16 protein-coding genes are annotated in these 17,707 nt (G+C 55.4%); 6 read left to right on the top strand and 10 right to left on the bottom strand.

Translation table 11 applies throughout. The features are described 5' to 3' along the window. Position 1 precedes the first annotated feature (1 nt). The 5 genes from ASD8599_RS06240 to pdeM all read left to right on the top strand — a co-directional run bounded on the left by ASD8599_RS06240 (position 2) and on the right by pdeM (position 5,915). On the top strand, positions 2–502 hold the full coding sequence (locus ASD8599_RS06240; RefSeq protein WP_108830037.1) for a prepilin peptidase: 501 nt from the start codon (positions 2–4) through the stop codon (positions 500–502). A gap of 122 nt (positions 503–624) precedes the next feature. After that, positions 625–1,935 carry an ATPase gene (locus ASD8599_RS06235; RefSeq protein ID WP_108827735.1) on the top strand — a complete coding sequence of 437 codons (1,311 nt, stop codon included), beginning with the start codon at positions 625–627 and terminating at the stop codon, positions 1,933–1,935. Further along, the gene (locus ASD8599_RS06230; protein WP_108827734.1) at positions 1,932–2,720 is read left to right on the top strand and encodes an NAD(P)-dependent oxidoreductase; all 789 of its coding nucleotides are present in this window, start codon (positions 1,932–1,934) and stop codon (positions 2,718–2,720) included. The genes ASD8599_RS06235 and ASD8599_RS06230 overlap by 4 nt, the downstream gene beginning before the upstream one ends. A 69-nt stretch (positions 2,721–2,789) precedes the next feature. Further along, positions 2,790–5,207 (top strand): ligase-associated DNA damage response DEXH box helicase, encoded by a 2,418-nt coding sequence (locus ASD8599_RS06225; RefSeq protein ID WP_108827733.1) that lies wholly within the window; start codon positions 2,790–2,792, stop codon positions 5,205–5,207. A 45-nt stretch (positions 5,208–5,252) separates the two neighbouring features. Next, a complete protein-coding gene (pdeM, locus tag ASD8599_RS06220; RefSeq protein WP_108827732.1) occupies positions 5,253–5,915 on the top strand; it encodes a ligase-associated DNA damage response endonuclease PdeM in 663 nt (220 codons plus the stop codon). On the opposite strand, the gene ASD8599_RS06215 is transcribed toward pdeM, so the two are convergent. Both ASD8599_RS06215 and ASD8599_RS06210 read right to left on the bottom strand, forming a co-directional pair. Beyond that, complete coding sequence (locus ASD8599_RS06215) at positions 5,912–6,760, bottom strand: LytTR family DNA-binding domain-containing protein (RefSeq protein ID WP_108827731.1); 849 nt, start codon at positions 6,758–6,760, stop codon at positions 5,912–5,914. The genes pdeM and ASD8599_RS06215 overlap by 4 nt on opposite strands. A gap of 88 nt (positions 6,761–6,848) precedes the next feature. Then, positions 6,849–7,586 (bottom strand): LytTR family DNA-binding domain-containing protein, encoded by a 738-nt coding sequence (locus ASD8599_RS06210; protein WP_108827730.1) that lies wholly within the window; start codon positions 7,584–7,586, stop codon positions 6,849–6,851. A gap of 108 nt (positions 7,587–7,694) precedes the next feature. Here ASD8599_RS06210 and ASD8599_RS06205 point away from each other — a divergent pair, with 108 nt between their 5' ends. After that, complete coding sequence (locus ASD8599_RS06205; protein ID WP_108827729.1) at positions 7,695–8,093, top strand: DUF2306 domain-containing protein; 399 nt, start codon at positions 7,695–7,697, stop codon at positions 8,091–8,093. Here the strand turns inward: ASD8599_RS06205 and folD are convergent. From folD to tolB, 8 genes are all read right to left on the bottom strand, one after another. Continuing rightward, the gene (gene folD, locus ASD8599_RS06200; RefSeq protein ID WP_108827728.1) at positions 8,090–8,992 is read right to left on the bottom strand and encodes a bifunctional methylenetetrahydrofolate dehydrogenase/methenyltetrahydrofolate cyclohydrolase FolD; all 903 of its coding nucleotides are present in this window, start codon (positions 8,990–8,992) and stop codon (positions 8,090–8,092) included. The genes ASD8599_RS06205 and folD overlap by 4 nt on opposite strands. 114 nt (positions 8,993–9,106) lie before the next feature. Beyond that, a complete protein-coding gene (locus ASD8599_RS06195) occupies positions 9,107–10,783 on the bottom strand; it encodes a formate--tetrahydrofolate ligase (RefSeq protein ID WP_108827727.1) in 1,677 nt (558 codons plus the stop codon). 256 nt (positions 10,784–11,039) lie between these two features. Then, positions 11,040–11,627 carry an MOSC domain-containing protein gene (locus ASD8599_RS06190; protein ID WP_108827726.1) on the bottom strand — a complete coding sequence of 196 codons (588 nt, stop codon included), beginning with the start codon at positions 11,625–11,627 and terminating at the stop codon, positions 11,040–11,042. Positions 11,628–11,752: 125 nt separating this feature from the next. Next, the gene (ftsH, locus tag ASD8599_RS06185; RefSeq protein WP_108827725.1) at positions 11,753–13,675 is read right to left on the bottom strand and encodes an ATP-dependent zinc metalloprotease FtsH; all 1,923 of its coding nucleotides are present in this window, start codon (positions 13,673–13,675) and stop codon (positions 11,753–11,755) included. Between the two features lie 77 nt (positions 13,676–13,752). Next, entirely contained in the window at positions 13,753–15,003 is a 1,251-nt protein-coding gene (gene tilS, locus ASD8599_RS06180) for a tRNA lysidine(34) synthetase TilS (protein WP_108827724.1), read from the bottom strand. Continuing rightward, a complete protein-coding gene (gene ybgF, locus ASD8599_RS06175; RefSeq protein WP_108827723.1) occupies positions 15,003–15,821 on the bottom strand; it encodes a tol-pal system protein YbgF in 819 nt (272 codons plus the stop codon). The genes tilS and ybgF overlap by 1 nt, the downstream gene beginning before the upstream one ends. Before the next feature lie 7 nt (positions 15,822–15,828). After that, positions 15,829–16,347: a peptidoglycan-associated lipoprotein Pal gene (pal, locus tag ASD8599_RS06170; protein ID WP_108827722.1), complete on the bottom strand. Its 519-nt coding sequence runs from the start codon at positions 16,345–16,347 to the stop codon at positions 15,829–15,831. Positions 16,348–16,410: 63 nt separating this feature from the next. Beyond that, positions 16,411–17,697, bottom strand: coding sequence for a Tol-Pal system beta propeller repeat protein TolB (tolB, locus tag ASD8599_RS06165; RefSeq protein WP_422664761.1), 1,287 nt, complete (start codon positions 17,695–17,697; stop codon positions 16,411–16,413). Positions 17,698–17,707 lie beyond the last annotated feature (10 nt).

Here is a 17,707-nt window from a genome sequence, read left to right as displayed (position 1 = left end):
GCTGTATATTCCTGCCTCTGCCGCGTTGTGGTTTTTGCCATTCGTGCTGCCGTTATGCCTGTACACGGCCTTCACAGACATGCGCGAGATGCGGATCACAAACCAAACGGTGATCGCACTGGCTTTGGTTTTTGTGGTCGTTGGACTGGTTGCATTGCCCTTTGATGTCTATGCATGGCACCTTGTTTATATGGTGGTTGTGTTTGTGATCTGCGTATTACTAAACGCGGTTGGTGCTATGGGGGCCGGAGATTCCAAGTTCATTGCGGCCGCATCCCCCTTCGTTTTTATGGGCGACTTGCGTCTGGTTATGGCAATCGCCGCCGCCAATCTTCTGGCGGCCTGGGCGACACACCGATTGGCCAAACATACAAGATTGCGCAACATAGCACCCCATTGGCAAAGCTGGGATGACGCCCTTGGCAAGAAATTCCCAATGGGTCTGGCCTTGGGCTGCACATTGGCGATTTACCTGATCATGGGCGCCATCTGGGGCGCGTAAGTGCCCCAAAACTGGCGCCGTACCAAAGGCAATTGCCCTGCTAATTCCCGCACCCGGTCACAATCTGGGCGCATTAATCCGTCAGGTTGAAAGGTGACCCAAATCGCCCGAGGCCAGATCATATGAACATGCAGACCAGCGCCGTAATGGCCCCCCCTGCCCCGAAACGCATCGAAGAGATGAAGCTGCCCATCGTTATGATGCGCGACATCCTTTTGAAAACGATCTTCCGTAAAAATATTGATATGGTGTCTGATCTGGCAAAGGCGCTTCGCCTGCCGATCCCAGTGACGCAAGAACTGATCGATATGGCCCGTGAACAGCGTTTGCTTGAAGCCACAGGCACATTGAACGCCAACAACGGCAACGAAATGGGCTATCAACTGACAGACGCCGGCAAAGCCCGTGCTTTGGATGCTTTGGCGCAATCGGAATACTTCGGGGCGATGCCTGTGCCTTTGGATGTGTACCGCGAACAGGTCAAACGCCAGTCCATACGCAACCTGATGGTCACGCGCGCCCAACTGACCAACGCTATGGGGCATCTGGTTTTGCCTGATGCGTTGATTGGCAATCTTGGGCCTGCCGTCTCCGCAGGGCGCTCCATTCTGATGTATGGCCCCCCCGGCAATGGTAAATCCAGTATTTCCAACGGCATCCGTGACGCGCTTGGGGATATGGTTTATGTGCCCCACGCCATTGAATACGCGGGCCAGGTGATCACCGTTTATGACCCTATCGTGCACAATGCTGTGGCCGACGAAGTTGACGATCCCAATGTATTGCGGAAAACATCCGGCAAGTTCGACACACGTTACATGAAATGCGAACGCCCCACCGTGATCACCGGGGGCGAGCTGTCGTTGAACATGTTGGATCTGGTCTACAATCCAACAGCCAAAACCTATCAGGCCCCGCTGCAATTGAAATCCACCGGTGGCATCTTCATCGTGGACGACCTTGGCCGCCAAGCCGAACCGCCCCAAGCCTTGGTCAACCGCTGGATTGTGCCTTTGGAAGAAAGCAAAGACATCCTTGCCCTGCAGTCGGGCGAAAAATTCGAAGTGCCCTTCGACACGCTGGTGATCTTTTCGACCAACTTCCACCCCAATGAAATCTTTGACCAAGCGGCTTTGCGCCGGATTTTCTTCAAGATCAAAATTGACGGGCCAAATCAGGAAAACTTCCTCAAAATCTTTGCGATGGTCGCCCGCAAACGCAATATGCCGCTGAACGAAAAGGCGTTGGTCCATTTGCTCAAAGTGAAATATCCCACTATTGACAACGTCTATGCGAACTACCAGCCGATCTTTCTGATCGATCAGATGATTTCAATATGCGAGTTTGAAGGCATGCCGTACCAAATGACACCGGAATTGATTGATCGTGCTTGGGCAAACATGTTTGTCAAAGATGAAACGATTGTGAAATGATCGGTGTCGCAGGATGTGGGCGCATGGGCCGTCCCATGCTGGACAGCCTGCGCAATATGGGTGTGCGTGCAAAAGGGTTTGATGTTGCCGATGTAGGATCAGCCTGGGTGACGCAAGATGCTGCACGCTTTGCCCAAGACCTTGAAACTCTGATCACCGTGGTGCGCGATCAACCGCAAACCGATGAAGTGCTTTTTGGATCGCAAAACTTTGTCGAAACGGCCCCGAAGCTGTCGCGTATCATCATCAGCTCGACCCTGTCACCCCGCTATGTGCGGGATCTGCGCGACCGCGTTCCAAGCCATGTAACCTTGATTGATGCGCCCATGTCAGGCGCACAGGTTGCCGCTGAACGCGCCAGCCTCAGTTTTATGTTGGGGGGCAGCAAAGATGACATCGAAGCGGCGCAGCACCTGTTTTTGGCCATGGGCAAACATATGCATCATATGGGTGACTTTGGCGCGGGCATGCAGGCCAAGGTGCTCAACAATTTACTGGCGGCCTCAAACACCGCCATGACACGGTTGGTTCTGGATTGGGCGGATCAAGCGGGGCTGGATGAAGGCAAGCTGTTGCGTTTGATCCATACGTCTTCGGGACAAAACTGGTTCGCAAGCGGGTTCAACGACATCGAATTCGCACGCGACGGACTGCAAGACGACAACACCATCGGCATATTGGTCAAAGACGTCGCATCCGCTTTGGATGGGGCACCACAAAGCGCCGACACGCGCCTGCCCCGGCAAGTACAAGACACCATCCGCACCCTCAAACCGCGCAACTGACCGCCTTCTAAATCAAAATTCCCAAAATCCACCTCTGGCCATAGGCGCAGGCTGCGTTAACTATGCGCTATGGTTCAACTTCCACAGCGCTTTCATGACTGGTTTGCCACCAAAGGCTGGGCAGTACACCCCCACCAACAGGCCATGCTGGACCGCGCAGCGGATCCTGCACTGCTGCTTATTGCGCCGACGGGCGGGGGCAAGACTTTGGCGGGCTTTTTGCCAACATTGGCCGATTTGGCAACGTCACCACATGATGGCATCCACACGCTGTATATCTCTCCGTTGAAAGCGCTGGCCGCAGATATCAAACGTAATCTGTCAACGCCTATAGCAGAGATGGGCCTGGATATCCGCGTGGAAGATCGTACCGGAGACACCCCAGCCAGTCGCAAAAGGCGGCAGCGGGCGGACCCGCCCCACATCCTTCTGACGACACCTGAATCCTTGGCTCTTTTGACAAGCTTTGACGATGCACCGCGCATGTTTCGCGGTCTCAAACGTGTCATTGTCGACGAAATCCACGCGCTGGCCGAAAGCAAGCGCGGCGACCAGTTGTTTCTGGCACTGGCCCGGTTGCAAACCCTGTGCCCGGACATGAAGCGCGTAGGACTGTCTGCTACGGTGGAAGACCCCGCGGCCATCGCCCATCTGCTGGCCCGCCATCCCGACCCCTGTGACATTCTGCTGGCAGATCCCGGCCCTGCCCCCGACATTCAGATGCTGACCACCGATGAAGCCCCCCCCTGGTCTGGCTCTGGCGGCAAATACGCCATTCCTGCGGTGCTGGAAGAAATCAAAAAACACAAAACGACGCTTATCTTTCACAACACCCGCGCACAGGCAGAGCTGTATTTTCACAACATATGGCTTGCCAATGAGGACAGCCTGCCCATTGGCATTCACCACGGGTCTTTGGACAAGGTGCAACGCGAAAAAGTCGAACAGGCCATGGTGCGCGGCGATTTGCGAGCCATCGTATGCACAGGATCGCTAGATCTGGGCATCGACTGGGGGGATGTGGATTTGGTCATCCAGATCGGCGCCCCCAAAAACGTCAAACGTCTGGTACAGCGCATTGGGCGTGCAAACCACCGTTACAACGCGCCATCCAAAGCCCTTTTGGTGCCTGCCAACCGTTTTGAGGTCGTGGAGTGTGTGGCAGCACTGGACGCGGTGCGCGAAGGGCAATTGGACGGTGAACCGCGCAGCCCGGGGCCGCGTGACGTTCTGTGTCAACATATCCTGATCACAGCTTGCGCCGGCCCCTTTGATGCAGACACGCTGTTTGCCGAAATCAAAAGCGTGGGCGCCTACAGTGCTCTGTCACGGGCTGACTTTGACGATTGCCTCGATTTTTGCGCCACAGGCGGCTACGCGCTGCGCGCCTACGACCAATGGAAACGCCTTTTGCAGCGCCCGGATGGCACATGGCAGCTGCGCGATCCGCGTGCCACGCAGAATATCCGTATGAACATCGGCACAATTCAAGACACCGACACATTGAAAGTGCGCATGAAACGTGCGCGTGGCGGCAAGCCATTGGGCGAAATCGAAGAAAGCTTTGCAGCCACCCTAACCCCCGGCGACACGTTTTTGATTGGCGGCCAGATTGTGCGGTATGAGGGACTGCGCGAAATGACTGTCGAGGTCAGTCGGGACAAAGGCAAAAAGCCCAAGATTGCCACATTCATGGGCACCAAGTTTGCGACGTCCACACAGTTGAGCGAACGGATACTACACAAATTCCAACAAGACACCTGGCCTGATCTGCCCGACCACACCGCTGAATGGTTGGCTTTGCAACGCAAAGTGTCCCGCCTGCCAGAACCCGGACGTTTGTTGATCGAAAGCTTCCCCCACGATGGTCGCGCGCACACGGCCGTCTACGGGTTTGCAGGACGCAATGCCATGCAAACGCTGGGCTTGCTTTTGACAAAACGGATGGAGGAATTGGGGCTGAACCCGCTTGGATTTTTGGCGACAGATTACGCCATCCTGATTTGGGGGCTTGATCCCGTCACCGACCCGGCCCCTTTATTCGACATTGACGCTTTGCGCGACGGCTTGGATAAGTGGTTGGCTGGCAATGCTGTGATGAAACGTACTTTTCGGGCCTCTGCCACCATCGCGGGGCTGATCCAGCGCAACACCCCGCAACAGAAAAAATCGGGGCGACAGGCCACGTTTTCATCCGACATACTCTACGACACATTGCATAAATATGACCCCGATCACGTCATGATGCACATCACCCGCGAAGAGGCCATGAAGGGCCTGATCGATTTCAGTCGCATCGAAGATATGGTGGCGCGTGTGGGTGGGCGGATTGATCTTATCGCACATGATCGCGTCACCCCGTTGGCGGCCCCGCTTTTTCTGGAAGTTGGACGCGTGCCCGTAAAAGGTATGGCAGAAGAAAAGCTGTTGGCCGAAGAAGCCGCGCGCCTTATGGCAACGGCCGGATTGCCCCCCATCACAAGCTGAAGAAATCGCTGGCGGTTTAATGGGTTGGGCACTAAGAAACAAAACATGAACGGCTGTGCAGCACAACTTAATCAAGCCCGATTGACGGCGTTAGGGTCCGGTGCTTTGTGGTGGGCGGACCAAAGTCTTTTGTGTGTCTCTGACCTGCATCTGGGAAAATCCGACAGTATGGCGCGGCGCACGGGCGTCCAAGTCCCGCCCTACGACACAGGCGATACCCTGCTGCGGTTGTCACAGGATCTGGACCGGACAGCCCCACGGACAGTTGTGTGCCTTGGGGACAGCTTCGATGACCTTGCCGCAGCAAACGCATTGTCCGAAGACGACCGCCTTTGGATTACAAAGCTGCAAGCCGGGCGCACATGGATCTGGATCGAAGGCAACCACGATCCCGGCCCCATTGATCTGGGGGGCACGCATATGGACAGCTACACATTGGCAGGCATCACGTTCCGGCACATTGCGAACCCTGACGAACGTGACGAAATTTCGGGGCACTATCACCCCAAAGTGCAAATGGCGTTGCGGGGTCGCGTGATCTCGAGGGCCGCGTTTTTGATGGACAGCCTGCGCCTGATTATGCCGGCCTATGGCACTTACACAGGCGGACTGCGTACAACCGATCCTGTGATCACAGCGTTAATGGCATCAGATGCAACGGCCATCATGACGGGGCCGGTGCCCCATCGCGTGCCGATGCCGCGCTAGATCACACCTTCTTCTTCCAGCGCCGCAACATAGCTGCGTGATACTGGAACCAGCGCCCCATCGACCATGCGCAAATGGGGCTTGCCCGACGTATCGCGTGCCGCATCCGCAACAGCATCCGCCACAACCCAATGCGACCTGTGGGTGCTAAATCCATGAACATCCGTCATCTCGTCAATGGCGTCCGCCAGACGCATCCGGACATCGAATGTGCCCTCTGTGGTTTGGATCATGACACTGTGCCCTTGTGCAGTCAGTCGCAGAATCCTGCCGGAAAATGCGTCTGGCAAACGCTTGGATAGTCTTGGTTGTACTGCAGGGCTTTCTGGCGTTGTCCGGCCTTGCAATGACAAAGACACCGTCAGCATCAACACACTTAGGCTAAGGCAAATCAAAAGCACCAGCAAAAAGAGATAACCCATGCTTGGCACAGCATCTTCGGCGGGCGAAAACAGCGTTATCAGCCAAAGGTGCAAAACGGGTGTGAACACACACGTCGTCATCACAACCACGACAAACTCACGCACCAAAGCGGATTGCGTTCCCAACATAGTTGAAATGATGCGCTTGCTCATCAGCGCGATGACAAGGCTGGTCGCAATCAAACCAAGCCAATTTGCAACGCTTGTCCAGAAATTGGCCATGCCGAGTGTGCCAAATGGTCCAGCCACGGTCAAAACGACCGCAGCAGCAATGGCAATAAAAAAACAGGCCATGCAGTGCGGCAGCACCCGCGCTATTTTTTGAGTGAATGACGATCCGCCTGTGGCAGACGTCTGGTAAGGGTCGAATGTCAAAGGCAAAGATCCGTCGGTTGGTCGGATCAAGTTGATGCTAAAGCGCATCTATTTCAACCTAAAACGCAATTAGAAAAATTCTACACAACCTCATGTTGCAAACACCACACGCCGGGCTGTGCGTGTAAAATCAAAGTCACAACAAACCTGCCGCCTTTGCCGCCTGTTTGTGTCCCCTGCTGACAGGCACAATACTGTCATCACGCATAACCAAAACATCACGCCGGTCCTGTTTTGCAGATCGCGCGACAGCCTTTTTGTGCACCCAGTGCGATCGATGCACACGCAACCCAACATCAGGACCAAGCGCCCCGATAGCATCGCTTAAGCGCATCAAAATCAGGGCCTCTCCTGCGTCGGTCACGACATTAAGATAGTGGTCCTGTGCTTCTATCCGTACAAGCGGGCCGCGTTTGTCCAACGGTAAACGCCGCAAAAACTTATCGATCGGATCGACGTCACCACTTTGTTCTACAGTCGGTTGTCTACGTTCCAGAACCCAAACCAGACTGTGCACCATAGCCGCAACAAGCGCGACGATACCCAATAGATAGAAAAACTGGCCCCATCCGCTCCAAACTGTAAAAACAAGCGAATTGACGATGTGCACAATGGACGTGATCGCCAGAACATAAACGATCCAACATAAGACCCAACGCATCGGTTCCTCACGGCTGCTGATCGCAGATACAACACAGCTTAGCCCCACAGACGCGCCAATTATGGCTGCCCAATACATCAAACGTTGCGAAAAGCTAAGGACGTCAAACGTTGCAAACGGTCCGGCAACGGCGGCCATCAAGGTCAGCACCAACCAAATCAAAAACGGCAATGCAAAGTTGGGCAATTGGCGATGCGTCAATGGTTCAGGCATACGAAACCTCGTGATTGACGAAGGAAATGGCGCGTTGACGCAACATGCATTGATCGGTGGCCGGTGCAGTGGAAAGCAAACGTATCATGCTTCAACTATAGGTGCGCCATGTCGTTTTCGCCACTCCTCTCCGCCACTATGCCTGTGATCTTTCACGCAATTGTTGCATTGGCGCTGTGTCTGCTGACCATCGTGATGTTCACCTTGCCAAAAGGCAATCGTATGCATCGTACCCTGGGTTGGGTGTGGGTCATCGGTATGGGGTTTGTCGCGATCAGCAGTTTCTGGATCAGCGGTTTGCGCCACATCGGCCCGTTCAGTGCAATACACGTGTTGTCAATCTACACATTGTTTTCGCTGGTGGCGAATGTGCGCGCCGCACGGTCTCACAACGTAAAAGCGCACCGAAAAGGAATGAAATCCCTTGTGTTCGGTGCGCTTGTTCTGGCTGGGCTGTTTACCTTACTGCCCGGCCGCATCATGTTTGATATGGTGACAGGGGGTTAGGCGGTCAACCCTTCAGGCTCGTCCAGCCCATTGGCACGGCAACACGCAGTAACTGTGTTTGCCAACAGGCAGGCGATGGTCATTGGACCTACACCACCGGGCACAGGTGTAATGGCACCGGCGCGCGCGGCACAGCTTTCGTAATGTACGTCGCCCACCAGTTTGGTTTTGCCTTCGCCCTTTTCAGGGGCATCAAGGCGATTGATGCCAACATCAATGACGGTCGCGCCTTCCTTGATCCAGTCGCCGGGGATCATCTCTGGACGTCCAACAGCAGCCACAACGATATCGGCACGGCGCACGACATCAGGCAAATCTTTGGTCCGCGAATGGGCGATTGTCACGGTGCAGCTGTCGTTCAACAACAATTGCGCCATGGGTTTGCCGACAATGTTGGACCGGCCCACAACAACGGCGTCCATACCGGAAATGGACCCATGGTGATCACGCAACATCATCAAGCACCCAAGCGGTGTGCACGGCACCATAGACTTCTGCCCGGTGCCCAACAAACCCACATTGGAAATATGAAAGCCATCCACATCTTTGGCGGGAGAAATGGAATTGATCACCAGATCCTCGTCCAGGTGCTTTGGCAAAGGCAATTGGCACAAGATACCGTGGATTTCAGGATCATTGTTCAACTGATCAATCAAGGCCAGCAAATCGACTTCGGAGGTGTCCGCATCCAAGCGATGCTCGACAGACTTCATGCCAACTTCGACGGTCATTTTACCTTTGGAACGAACATAGACCTGGCTGGCCGGGTCTTCACCCACCAAAACAACAGCCAAACCGGGCGTGATGCCATGATCAGCTTTCAAACGGGCAACATGCTCGCCAACTTTTCCGCGTACCGTGGCCGCAAAGGCCTTCCCATCAATCACCGTCGCCGCCATGACGTTCTTCCTTCATTCATCTCGCAAAATAAACCTCCCGCCGGGAGGCATGAAGCGCCCAAAGGCGCGATCGGGCGCAAGGGGTTCGAAGCCCCTTGCGCCCGACATGTTTGTTTAGAACAGGCCTTCGATTTGACCGTCTTCGTTCAACATAATGCTTTCAGCAGAGGGTGTACGCGGCAAACCCGGCATTGTCATGATCTCACCGCAAACCGCGACAATAAACCCTGCACCGGCGCTCAGGCGTACTTCACGCACTGGCACAGAGAAACCGGTGGGCGCGCCACGCAAAGACGGATCCGTTGAGAAGCTGTATTGGGTTTTGGCCATGCATACCGGCAAGTTGCCATATCCCTGCTCTTCCCAAAGCTTCAGCTGATCGCGGATTTTCTGGTCCATAAGGGCTTCGTCGGCGCGGTAGATGCGTTTGGCAATGGTTTGGATTTTATCCGCCAAAGACATCTCGTCCGGATAGATCGGCGCAAAGTTCGCAACACCGGAATCGGCCAGTTCTGCAACTTTGGTTGCCAAATCAGCAGAGCCTTCTGATCCCAATTCCCAGTGACGCGACAGGACCGCTTCTGCGCCTTGTGCCGCTACAAAGTCTTTGACCGCTTGCACTTCGGCATCCGTGTCCGTGACAAAGTGGTTGATGGCGACAACAACCGGAACACCAAAGGATTTCAGGTTTTCGATGTGACGACCCAAGTTCGGGCAACCGGCTTTCACCGCATCAACATTTTCTGCACCCAAGTCAGCTTTGGCCACGCCACCGTTCATTTTCATGGCGCGCACTGTAGCCACACAAACGACAACGGACGGGGACAGACCAGCTTTGCGGCATTTGATGTTCAGGAACTTCTCAGCGCCCAAATCCGCACCAAAGCCAGCTTCGGTCACAACGTAGTCGGCCAGCTTCAGGGCCGTTGTGGTGGCGATGACGGAGTTACAACCATGCGCGATGTTGGCAAACGGGCCGCCGTGTACGAAGGCGGGGTTGTTTTCCAGCGTTTGTACGATGTTTGGCTGCATTGCGTCTTTCAGCAACACAGTCATCGCGCCGTCGGCTTTGATGTCGCGTGCAAACACAGGGCTGCGGTCACGGCGGTAGGCCACGATCATGTCGCCCAAGCGTTTTTGCAAATCTTGCAAGTTGTTGGCCAGGCACAAGATCGCCATGACCTCAGAGGCCACCGTGATGTCAAAGCCCGCTTCACGTGGGAAGCCGTTCGCAACACCACCCAAAGACGCGGTGATCTGACGTAAAGCACGGTCGTTCATGTCGACAACGCGGCGCCACACAACGCGGCGCACGTCGATTTCAAGCTCATTGCCCCAATAGATGTGGTTGTCGATCATTGCAGACAAAAGCGAATGCGCAGACGTGATCGCGTGGAAGTCGCCTGTAAAGTGCAGGTTCATTTCTTCCATAGGTACAACTTGCGCATAACCGCCACCGGCAGCACCACCCTTCATACCGAAGTTGGGCCCCAGGGATGCTTCGCGAATGCAAACGCATGCCTTTTTGCCGATCCGGTTCAGACCATCACCCAAGCCGACTGTTGTCGTGGTCTTGCCTTCGCCCGCAGGCGTGGGGTTGATCGCGGTCACAAGGATCAGCTTACCATCCGCGCGGTCCTGAACCGAGTTGATGAAAGACTGGCTGACTTTGGCCTTGTCGTGGCCGTAGGGCAGCAAATCTTTGCTTTCGATGCCCAGCTTGGCGCCGATCTCTTGGATCGGCTTTTTATCGGCTTCACGCGCGATTTCGATGTCTGATTTATAGCCCATGGTAATTCCTTACGTCGGCGGTCTGGCAAAATGCTGCGTCCTCTCTACAGCCCGACCCTTGCAAAGACAGGTGGCATTTCCGACATTTCGACGAGTGGTTACGTCGAAATGTCGCAGGTGCGTTTCTTTTCGGAAACCGTTGTGCGTCATGGTCAGTGTGCGCTCGGGGGCCAGCCCCCGCCGCCTTATGGCGTCTCCCCCCGGGATTTTTTGGGAAAAAGACACGTAAGTGATGTGCGCCAATAAAAATGATCCGTTAAAGCGTTTCGTGATGGGCCCACAGGCGTTGATCTGGCACGTGAAGCGTGAGGCTATCACCAAGCGTAAGATCGCCTTCGCGCTCCACCCAAGCGGTGACGCCGCGCCGGTCCTTTGCGGCAGGTTTGTAGCGCCCACCAAACCCGGCCGCCTCTACCTCAATTTCGCGACCGGGCAGGATGCAAGGGCGGTTTTCCATATCAACCACCAAGGTCACGCCGCTTGGTCCTTGCAACCGCGAAGACGGCGGAACATGGGTAAAGTCAGATAGTCCTTCAACGATCATTGATGCCCCGATCCATTCAGGATCAATCGCATCTAGCCCCATTGCTTGCGCTGTTTTGGTAAGTTCTTCTGCGCTGACGATGCTTAATTGCCGTGTGTTCCGGATTTCGGTGCCCCGCGGATGTTGCGCAAGTACGCGCGAACACGAAGGCCGCGTTGGCCCGCCATGTGCCTCGCCTGCAATCCCGTCAAAGCTGGCGAAGGCCGTCTGCAATGCTTGGGACCGCAAGCCTTGATCCGGAGACACACGTCCCAACCAGGTGATCGTGGCGCTAAAGCTGGTAGGTTTAAGGGCTGGCATTTATGAAGACTCCGGATGTGGTGTGTTCGGATAGCCTGATCTGTCGTCTCTCAAAAGAAAAGGCCCCGCCGCAGCGGAGCCCCATGAAATTTTGTGAGATGCCCATTTCGGGCAATGATCCCCATTTAGGTCGGTTCGGGTTCCATCCCACCGTCACCGGATGGGCCGGACTTTTTGCCCTTTGCTTTTGGGATCGCTGTGACACTGGCGTTGCCTTCGTCGGGTTTATTGCTGTCATCGTCTTCGTCGATATGGGGTGGTTCCCCCTTTACGACACGTGCGATTTCTTCGCCCGTCAGCGTTTCATATTCCAGCAGACCTTGGGCAAGGCGTTCAAACTCCACGTTTTTTTCTTCGATGATTTTATAGGCCAGATCATAGCCTTCATCGATGATACGCTTCACTTCGCTTTCGATCAGCTCTTTGGTTGCTGCTGAGACAGAAAAGCCCCCTGCACCACCACCACCCTGATAGCCAGCTGCTGCTTCTTGATAGTCGATGTTGCCGACTTTATCGGACATGCCGTAGCGCATCACCATGGCGCGCGCCAATTGGCTGGCCTGCATGATGTCGCCCACAGGACCAGAAGATACAGAATCCGCACCGTATTTGATGATCTCAGCGGCTTTGCCCGCCATCGTCATCGCAATACGCTGTTCGGCTTCATCTTTGAACATCTGCAATTTGTCCATTTCAGGCAGGCTCATCACCATGCCCAACGCCCCGCCGCGCGGAATGATGGTGGCTTTGTAGACAGGATCACATTTCTCAAGGTTGATGCCGACAATAGCATGGCCCGCTTCGTGGTAGGCGGTTTTTTCCTTTTGATCCTGCGTCAGTACCATAGACCGGCGTTCAGCGCCCATCATGATCTTGTCTTTGGCCTGTTCAAAGTCGTGCATCGCCACAAAGCGACGCCCGACGCGGGCCGCCATCAAGGCCGCCTCATTCACAAGGTTCGCAAGATCCGCACCGGAAAAACCGGGTGTGCCACGCGCGATGATGCGCAAGTCAACGTCCGGACCAAGCGGCGTTTTACGTGCGTGTACATTCAGGATCTTTTCACGACCTTTGATGTCGGGATTGCCAACGGTGACCTGACGGTCAAAGCGACCCGGACGCAGCAAAGCAGGGTCCAACACGTCTTTACGGTTGGTCGCCGCGATGATGATGACGCCTTCGTTGGCCTCAAAGCCGTCCATTTCGACCAGCAACTGGTTCAACGTTTGCTCACGTTCATCGTTGCCGCCACCGTAGCCTGCGCCACGCGATCGGCCCACAGCGTCGATTTCATCGATAAACACGATGCAAGGTGCGTTTTTCTTCGCCTGTTCGAACATGTCGCGCACGCGGGACGCACCAACACCCACGAACATTTCAACAAAGTCGGAACCGGAGATTGTAAAGAACGGCACACCCGCTTCACCGGCAATCGCGCGTGCCAGCAAGGTTTTACCGGTGCCGGGAGGGCCCTCAAGCAGGGCACCTTTCGGGATTTTGCCGCCAAGACGCGAAAACTTCTGCGGGTTGCGCAGGAATTCAACGATCTCTTCCAGTTCTTCTTTGGCTTCGTCGATGCCGGCCACGTCGTCAAAGGTGACACGCCCGTGTTTCTCGGTCAGCATCTTGGCTTTGGATTTGCCAAAGCCCATCGCGCCGCCTTTGCCGCCACCTTGCATGCGGTTCATAAAGTAAATCCACACACCGATCAGCAGCAGGAACGGCAGAATTGTCATCAAGAAGGCCTGAAAGCCGGATTGCGCTTGTTGTTCGGCTTCAACAGGCACGTCGTTGGCGATCAACAGGTCGGTAACTTCGGCATCACCGGGTTTGATCGTTACATATTCCTTGCCACCTTTGACGAAACGAACCTGTTCGCCATCCAAGGTCACATCGCTGACGTTGCCGCCCTCGACGTCATCAACAAACGTTGAATAGCTGACGGTTTGGCTTTGCATAGAGCCGCTGCTGCCATTGTACATCTGGAACATTGTGAAAACCAGAAGGAACAGGACCACCCAAAAGGCGATGTTGCGTGCATTTCCCAAGGAAACTCTCCTAAATACGGATTACCGGCGCGATATGCGTCGGGCTTTTCTATAAGATAGAGATGTAACGGCTGTGTTCAATGCGATAATAGCGCACCAAAGAACCCATCAGCCCCACCTTCCAATTCAACGGACCATTCATCCGTGTCCTCAACCGCAGGGGCCGCGATCAATTCGCCGTTCAAGAACACACCCGGCGTCACCATCAAAGCCGCACGTGGCACACCCAATTCGCGCCAGTCTTTGGTCTTTGCAAGCCCGTCCGCCCCAAGGGCGCGCACCCGGTAAACGGGGTCTTCTTCTTCGCCCTCGACATACCAGCGATCGTCCCATGCATCGCCAATATCTGACGTTAAGTCTTTGATTGCATTGAATTCCCGGTAGATCCAAAGTGTATTGCCTTCGCGCTGAATCTGGCAGCCATGCAGGGTGTGTCCGACCCCGTCACGGATGGAATGACGGGCCACTTCAACCGCATTGCGGCGCGGCGGGTACTCTGCATTGCTAAGCCATCCCAAAGCATGCACCAACAACCGACGCGAGATTTCGACCGGCAAAGTGCGATAGACTTTCATGTTAAAACACACCGCACCGTGCGACACTTCGACAACCTCACGGGCCGCTAAAAAAGTTTGCCAATTCAACGCGGCACGCGCTTGAGACATTTGATCGGCCACCGCAGTCAGGTTTTCTGTCGAAAACCCCAAGGGCTCCAGAATGCGCAGTGCATCGCGCATGCGAATGCGTTCGTAATCGCGATCCTCATTGGACGGGTCTTCTGCCCACACCAGACCTTCGCTTTGCAAATAGCTGCGCAAATCACGCCGTGTGATCCCCAAAAGCGGGCGCACCCACGTGACTCCGTTTTGCATACGACGCGCGGACATCGCTGATAATCCATCCACACCCGCACCACGGGCCAACCGCATCATCAGCGTTTCCGCCTGATCGTTGGCGGTATGGCCCAACAACACCACAGAAATGCCATTGCCTGCGGCCCAATCTCCCATCAATTCGTACCGCGCAACGCGCGCACGATCCTGAAGGTTGCCGCCGCCGTCCCAACCCGACCAATACTCCAAATGGTGCTGACAGCCGATGTCTGCGCACATTTGTGTCACCAGTTTCAGTTCCTGATAGGCATCGGCCCGCAGGCCGTGATCAATGCTGATGACGTGCAATTCAATCCCGTGTTCTTCGGCGAATATGGCCGCCAAAGACAGCAGGGCCACGGAATCACCCCCACCCGATACTGCCACCCCTAGTTTGCTAGGTGGTTTGGGCAGAAGCTGTTGTGCGAAGGCGTCCGAAAGGTCTGCCTTGTTCATTATGAGGAACACCCGATGTTGCGCATTTGCGCATTGGCTTGCAGTGCTGCATCTGCGGTTGGAAAGCGGACTGACACTTCCGATAACATCACGCAAGCTTCGTCGACTTGGTTGAGACGCCCCAAAGCCGCCCCCAACCGGAAAAGCGCGTCTGGCGCTGTCGGTCCGGTTTGGTCGGCGCTGAAACTGTCCAGATAGGCGCGGGCAGCGGCACGAATGTCGCCCAGCCCTTCCAAAGCCTCACCGCGCTTGAAGTCAGCCTGAACCGCTAACGGTCCGCCGGGATAGGTTTGATTAAAGGTCGCAAACTGGTCAGCGGCGCCGCGAAAGTCACCGGATGCGAGCGCCTCCGACGCCCGCTCGAAGTCTGCTTGTTCTGTGCCTGCCAATTGCGTTTCAGGTTGCGTTGGGATTGGCTGGCTGGGGGTTTGTACCGCGCCAGTTTCTCCGCCAAGCGTCGATGTTTCACCCAAAGCGCCGATGTCGCCGCCTTCCAGTTCAACAAGACGGAATTCCAGGTCGCCAATACGGTTTGTACCGTCTGTCACAACGCGGTTGATGCGAAATTCAAGTTGCTCTGTTTTGCCGGTCAGCGACTGCAAGGCGAACTCGATGCTTTCGATACGCTGCAACACAGATCCACCGGCAACACCGCCTGTGGCGCTGCCCGTGGTGTTCAATTCACGCTTTAGTTTCTGAATTTCCACATTCAGCACGGTCAGTTCTTGGCGAATGTCAGCCAAAGTCTGTTCGTCTTGCGCCGCCGCCCCAAAAGGCAGCGCCATCAAGCACACCGCAAAAAGCATTTTGTAACGCATTTCGGTCCTAACCTGTCAGGCCACCCGCCAAAACAGTGACGGCGCGGCGGTTCTTCGCATAGCACGCTTCATCACTGCATACCTCAGCTGGACGCTCTTTGCCATAAGAGACTACCTTAAGGCGAGCACCTGAAATTCCCTTTGAAATCAAATAGGACCGCGCCGCATCGGCGCGTCGTGCACCCAAGGCTAGGTTGTAGGCTGTTGTACCCTGTTCGTCGGCATGGCCTTCAATGACAGCTGTGTAATCGGTGTTCGTGATCAGCCATTGCGCCTGACCATCCAGAATTGTGCGCCCTTGATCGGTCAGGGTGGATTGATCCACCACGAACAAAACACGGTCCCCGACCGCTTGCTGGAAATAAGCAACAGAAGTGGGATCGGACACCGATCCCGGAATGACCCCTCCGGTCCCTGCACCGGCTGTGCCATCCGTGACACCACCGCCCCCCAAACCTGCGGGGTTTGTACAAGCAGACAGCGCCAGCGCCCCTGCAACCAGTATCATTTTAACTTTGGTATTCATCTGCTCTGCCTCTTTTGGACTGAATTATTAATGTCTCTTAACACGTTTCGGGCAAGGCCCATATCATTTCTGCAGCGGAGACCAAGACGGCTCTGATCCGCCTTCGGGCGTGCGCACAGGACGTAGGTTCCGACCCGAAATATCAACCGAATACAACGTCGATGTGCCAGACGCGCCTTGCGTCTCACGGTGGAACATAATCACGCGCCCGTTTGGCGACCAGGTTGGCCCCTCATCCAGAAACGATGCTGTCAGCAACCGCTCTTCGGATCCGTCCAAACGCATCACACCAATGTGAAAGCGTCCTTTGGATTGCTTGGTAAAGGCGACCAGATCGCCGCGCGGTGACCACACAGGCGTGCCGTAGCGGCCTTGCCCGAAGGAAATGCGTTTCGCCTCACCGCCACTTGCGGGCATGACATACAGCTGTGGGCTGCCTGAGCGGTCGCTTTCAAACACGATCTTCGTGCCATCGGGGGAAAAACTGGGGGCTGTTTCAATGGACGGCGCGGACGTCAGGCGGGTTGTGGACCCGTTGCTGATGTTCATCGCAAACAGATCGGTGTTGGACCCCGAAGCCTGGCTGTAAACCACGGTCTGCCCGTTTGGGGCAAAGCGCGGTGCAAAGCTCATGACACCATCCTGACTTTCCAGAACGCGCCTTTGAACCGATCCCACATCCAACACGTAAATGCGCGGAAAACCCGTCTCATAAGAGGTATAAAGCACACGATCACCGGTAGGGCTGAACCGCGGCGCCAGAACAATCGCGCGGCTGTCTGTCAGATATTTCACATTCGCGCCGTCATAATCCATAATCGCCAAACGCTTCTTGCGATCACCCTTTGGACCACTTTGGGACACATAGACCACACGACTGTCGAAATAGCCGGTCTCGCCTGTAATGCGGCTGTAAACGGCATCGGCCACTTTGTGGGCCATGCGCCGCCAACCGTCTGTGGTGCCTTGAAACTGCAATCCGCTGCCAAGTTCCCCGCCAGAAAACACATCGTAAAGGCGAAATTTGACTGTCAGATTGTTACCGGACACATTGACGGCGCCTGTGACCAAAGCTTGCGCATTGATCGCTTTCCAGTCGGCAAATTGCACGGGCGCCCCGAAATCACTGACCTGGCTGATATAGGCGCTGGACGGGATTTCACGAAACAACCCCGACCCTTGCAAATCAGCCGCCACAACACGGGCCAACTGTGCGCCCATCTCGGCGCTGCCGGCATTTTCAGCGACAAAGTTGGGGGACGCGAAAGGCAACGGCTCAATCACACCTTCGTCAATGACGATACGCAAGGGTTCTGCGCGCAACGGCAAAACACTCATGCTGATCAGCATCACGGCACAG

The organism is Ascidiaceihabitans donghaensis (genome assembly GCF_900302465.1).
Lineage (GTDB): Bacteria > Pseudomonadota > Alphaproteobacteria > Rhodobacterales > Rhodobacteraceae > Ascidiaceihabitans > Ascidiaceihabitans donghaensis.
This window is presented reverse-complemented; position numbering and strand designations above follow the sequence as displayed.

Bases quoted from the DNA above. Each gene is read 5' to 3' on its own strand.
- ASD8599_RS06235 (WP_108827735.1), top strand. From the start codon at position 625: ATGAACATGCAGACCAGCGCCGTAATGGCCCCCCCTGCCCCGAAACGC.
- ASD8599_RS06230 (WP_108827734.1), top strand. From the start codon at position 1,932: ATGATCGGTGTCGCAGGATGTGGGCGCATGGGCCGTCCCATGCTGGAC.
- ASD8599_RS06225 (WP_108827733.1), top strand. From the start codon at position 2,790: ATGGTTCAACTTCCACAGCGCTTTCATGACTGGTTTGCCACCAAAGGC.
- pdeM (WP_108827732.1), top strand. From the start codon at position 5,253: ATGAACGGCTGTGCAGCACAACTTAATCAAGCCCGATTGACGGCGTTA.
- ASD8599_RS06215 (WP_108827731.1), bottom strand. From the start codon at position 6,760: ATGCGCTTTAGCATCAACTTGATCCGACCAACCGACGGATCTTTGCCT.
- ASD8599_RS06210 (WP_108827730.1), bottom strand. From the start codon at position 7,586: ATGCCTGAACCATTGACGCATCGCCAATTGCCCAACTTTGCATTGCCG.
- ASD8599_RS06205 (WP_108827729.1), top strand. From the start codon at position 7,695: ATGTCGTTTTCGCCACTCCTCTCCGCCACTATGCCTGTGATCTTTCAC.
- folD (WP_108827728.1), bottom strand. From the start codon at position 8,992: ATGGCGGCGACGGTGATTGATGGGAAGGCCTTTGCGGCCACGGTACGC.
- ASD8599_RS06195 (WP_108827727.1), bottom strand. From the start codon at position 10,783: ATGGGCTATAAATCAGACATCGAAATCGCGCGTGAAGCCGATAAAAAG.
- ASD8599_RS06190 (WP_108827726.1), bottom strand. From the start codon at position 11,627: ATGCCAGCCCTTAAACCTACCAGCTTTAGCGCCACGATCACCTGGTTG.
- tilS (WP_108827724.1), bottom strand. From the start codon at position 15,003: ATGAACAAGGCAGACCTTTCGGACGCCTTCGCACAACAGCTTCTGCCC.
- ybgF (WP_108827723.1), bottom strand. From the start codon at position 15,821: ATGCGTTACAAAATGCTTTTTGCGGTGTGCTTGATGGCGCTGCCTTTT.
- pal (WP_108827722.1), bottom strand. From the start codon at position 16,347: ATGAATACCAAAGTTAAAATGATACTGGTTGCAGGGGCGCTGGCGCTG.
- tolB (WP_422664761.1), bottom strand. From the start codon at position 17,697: ATGCTGATCAGCATGAGTGTTTTGCCGTTGCGCGCAGAACCCTTGCGT.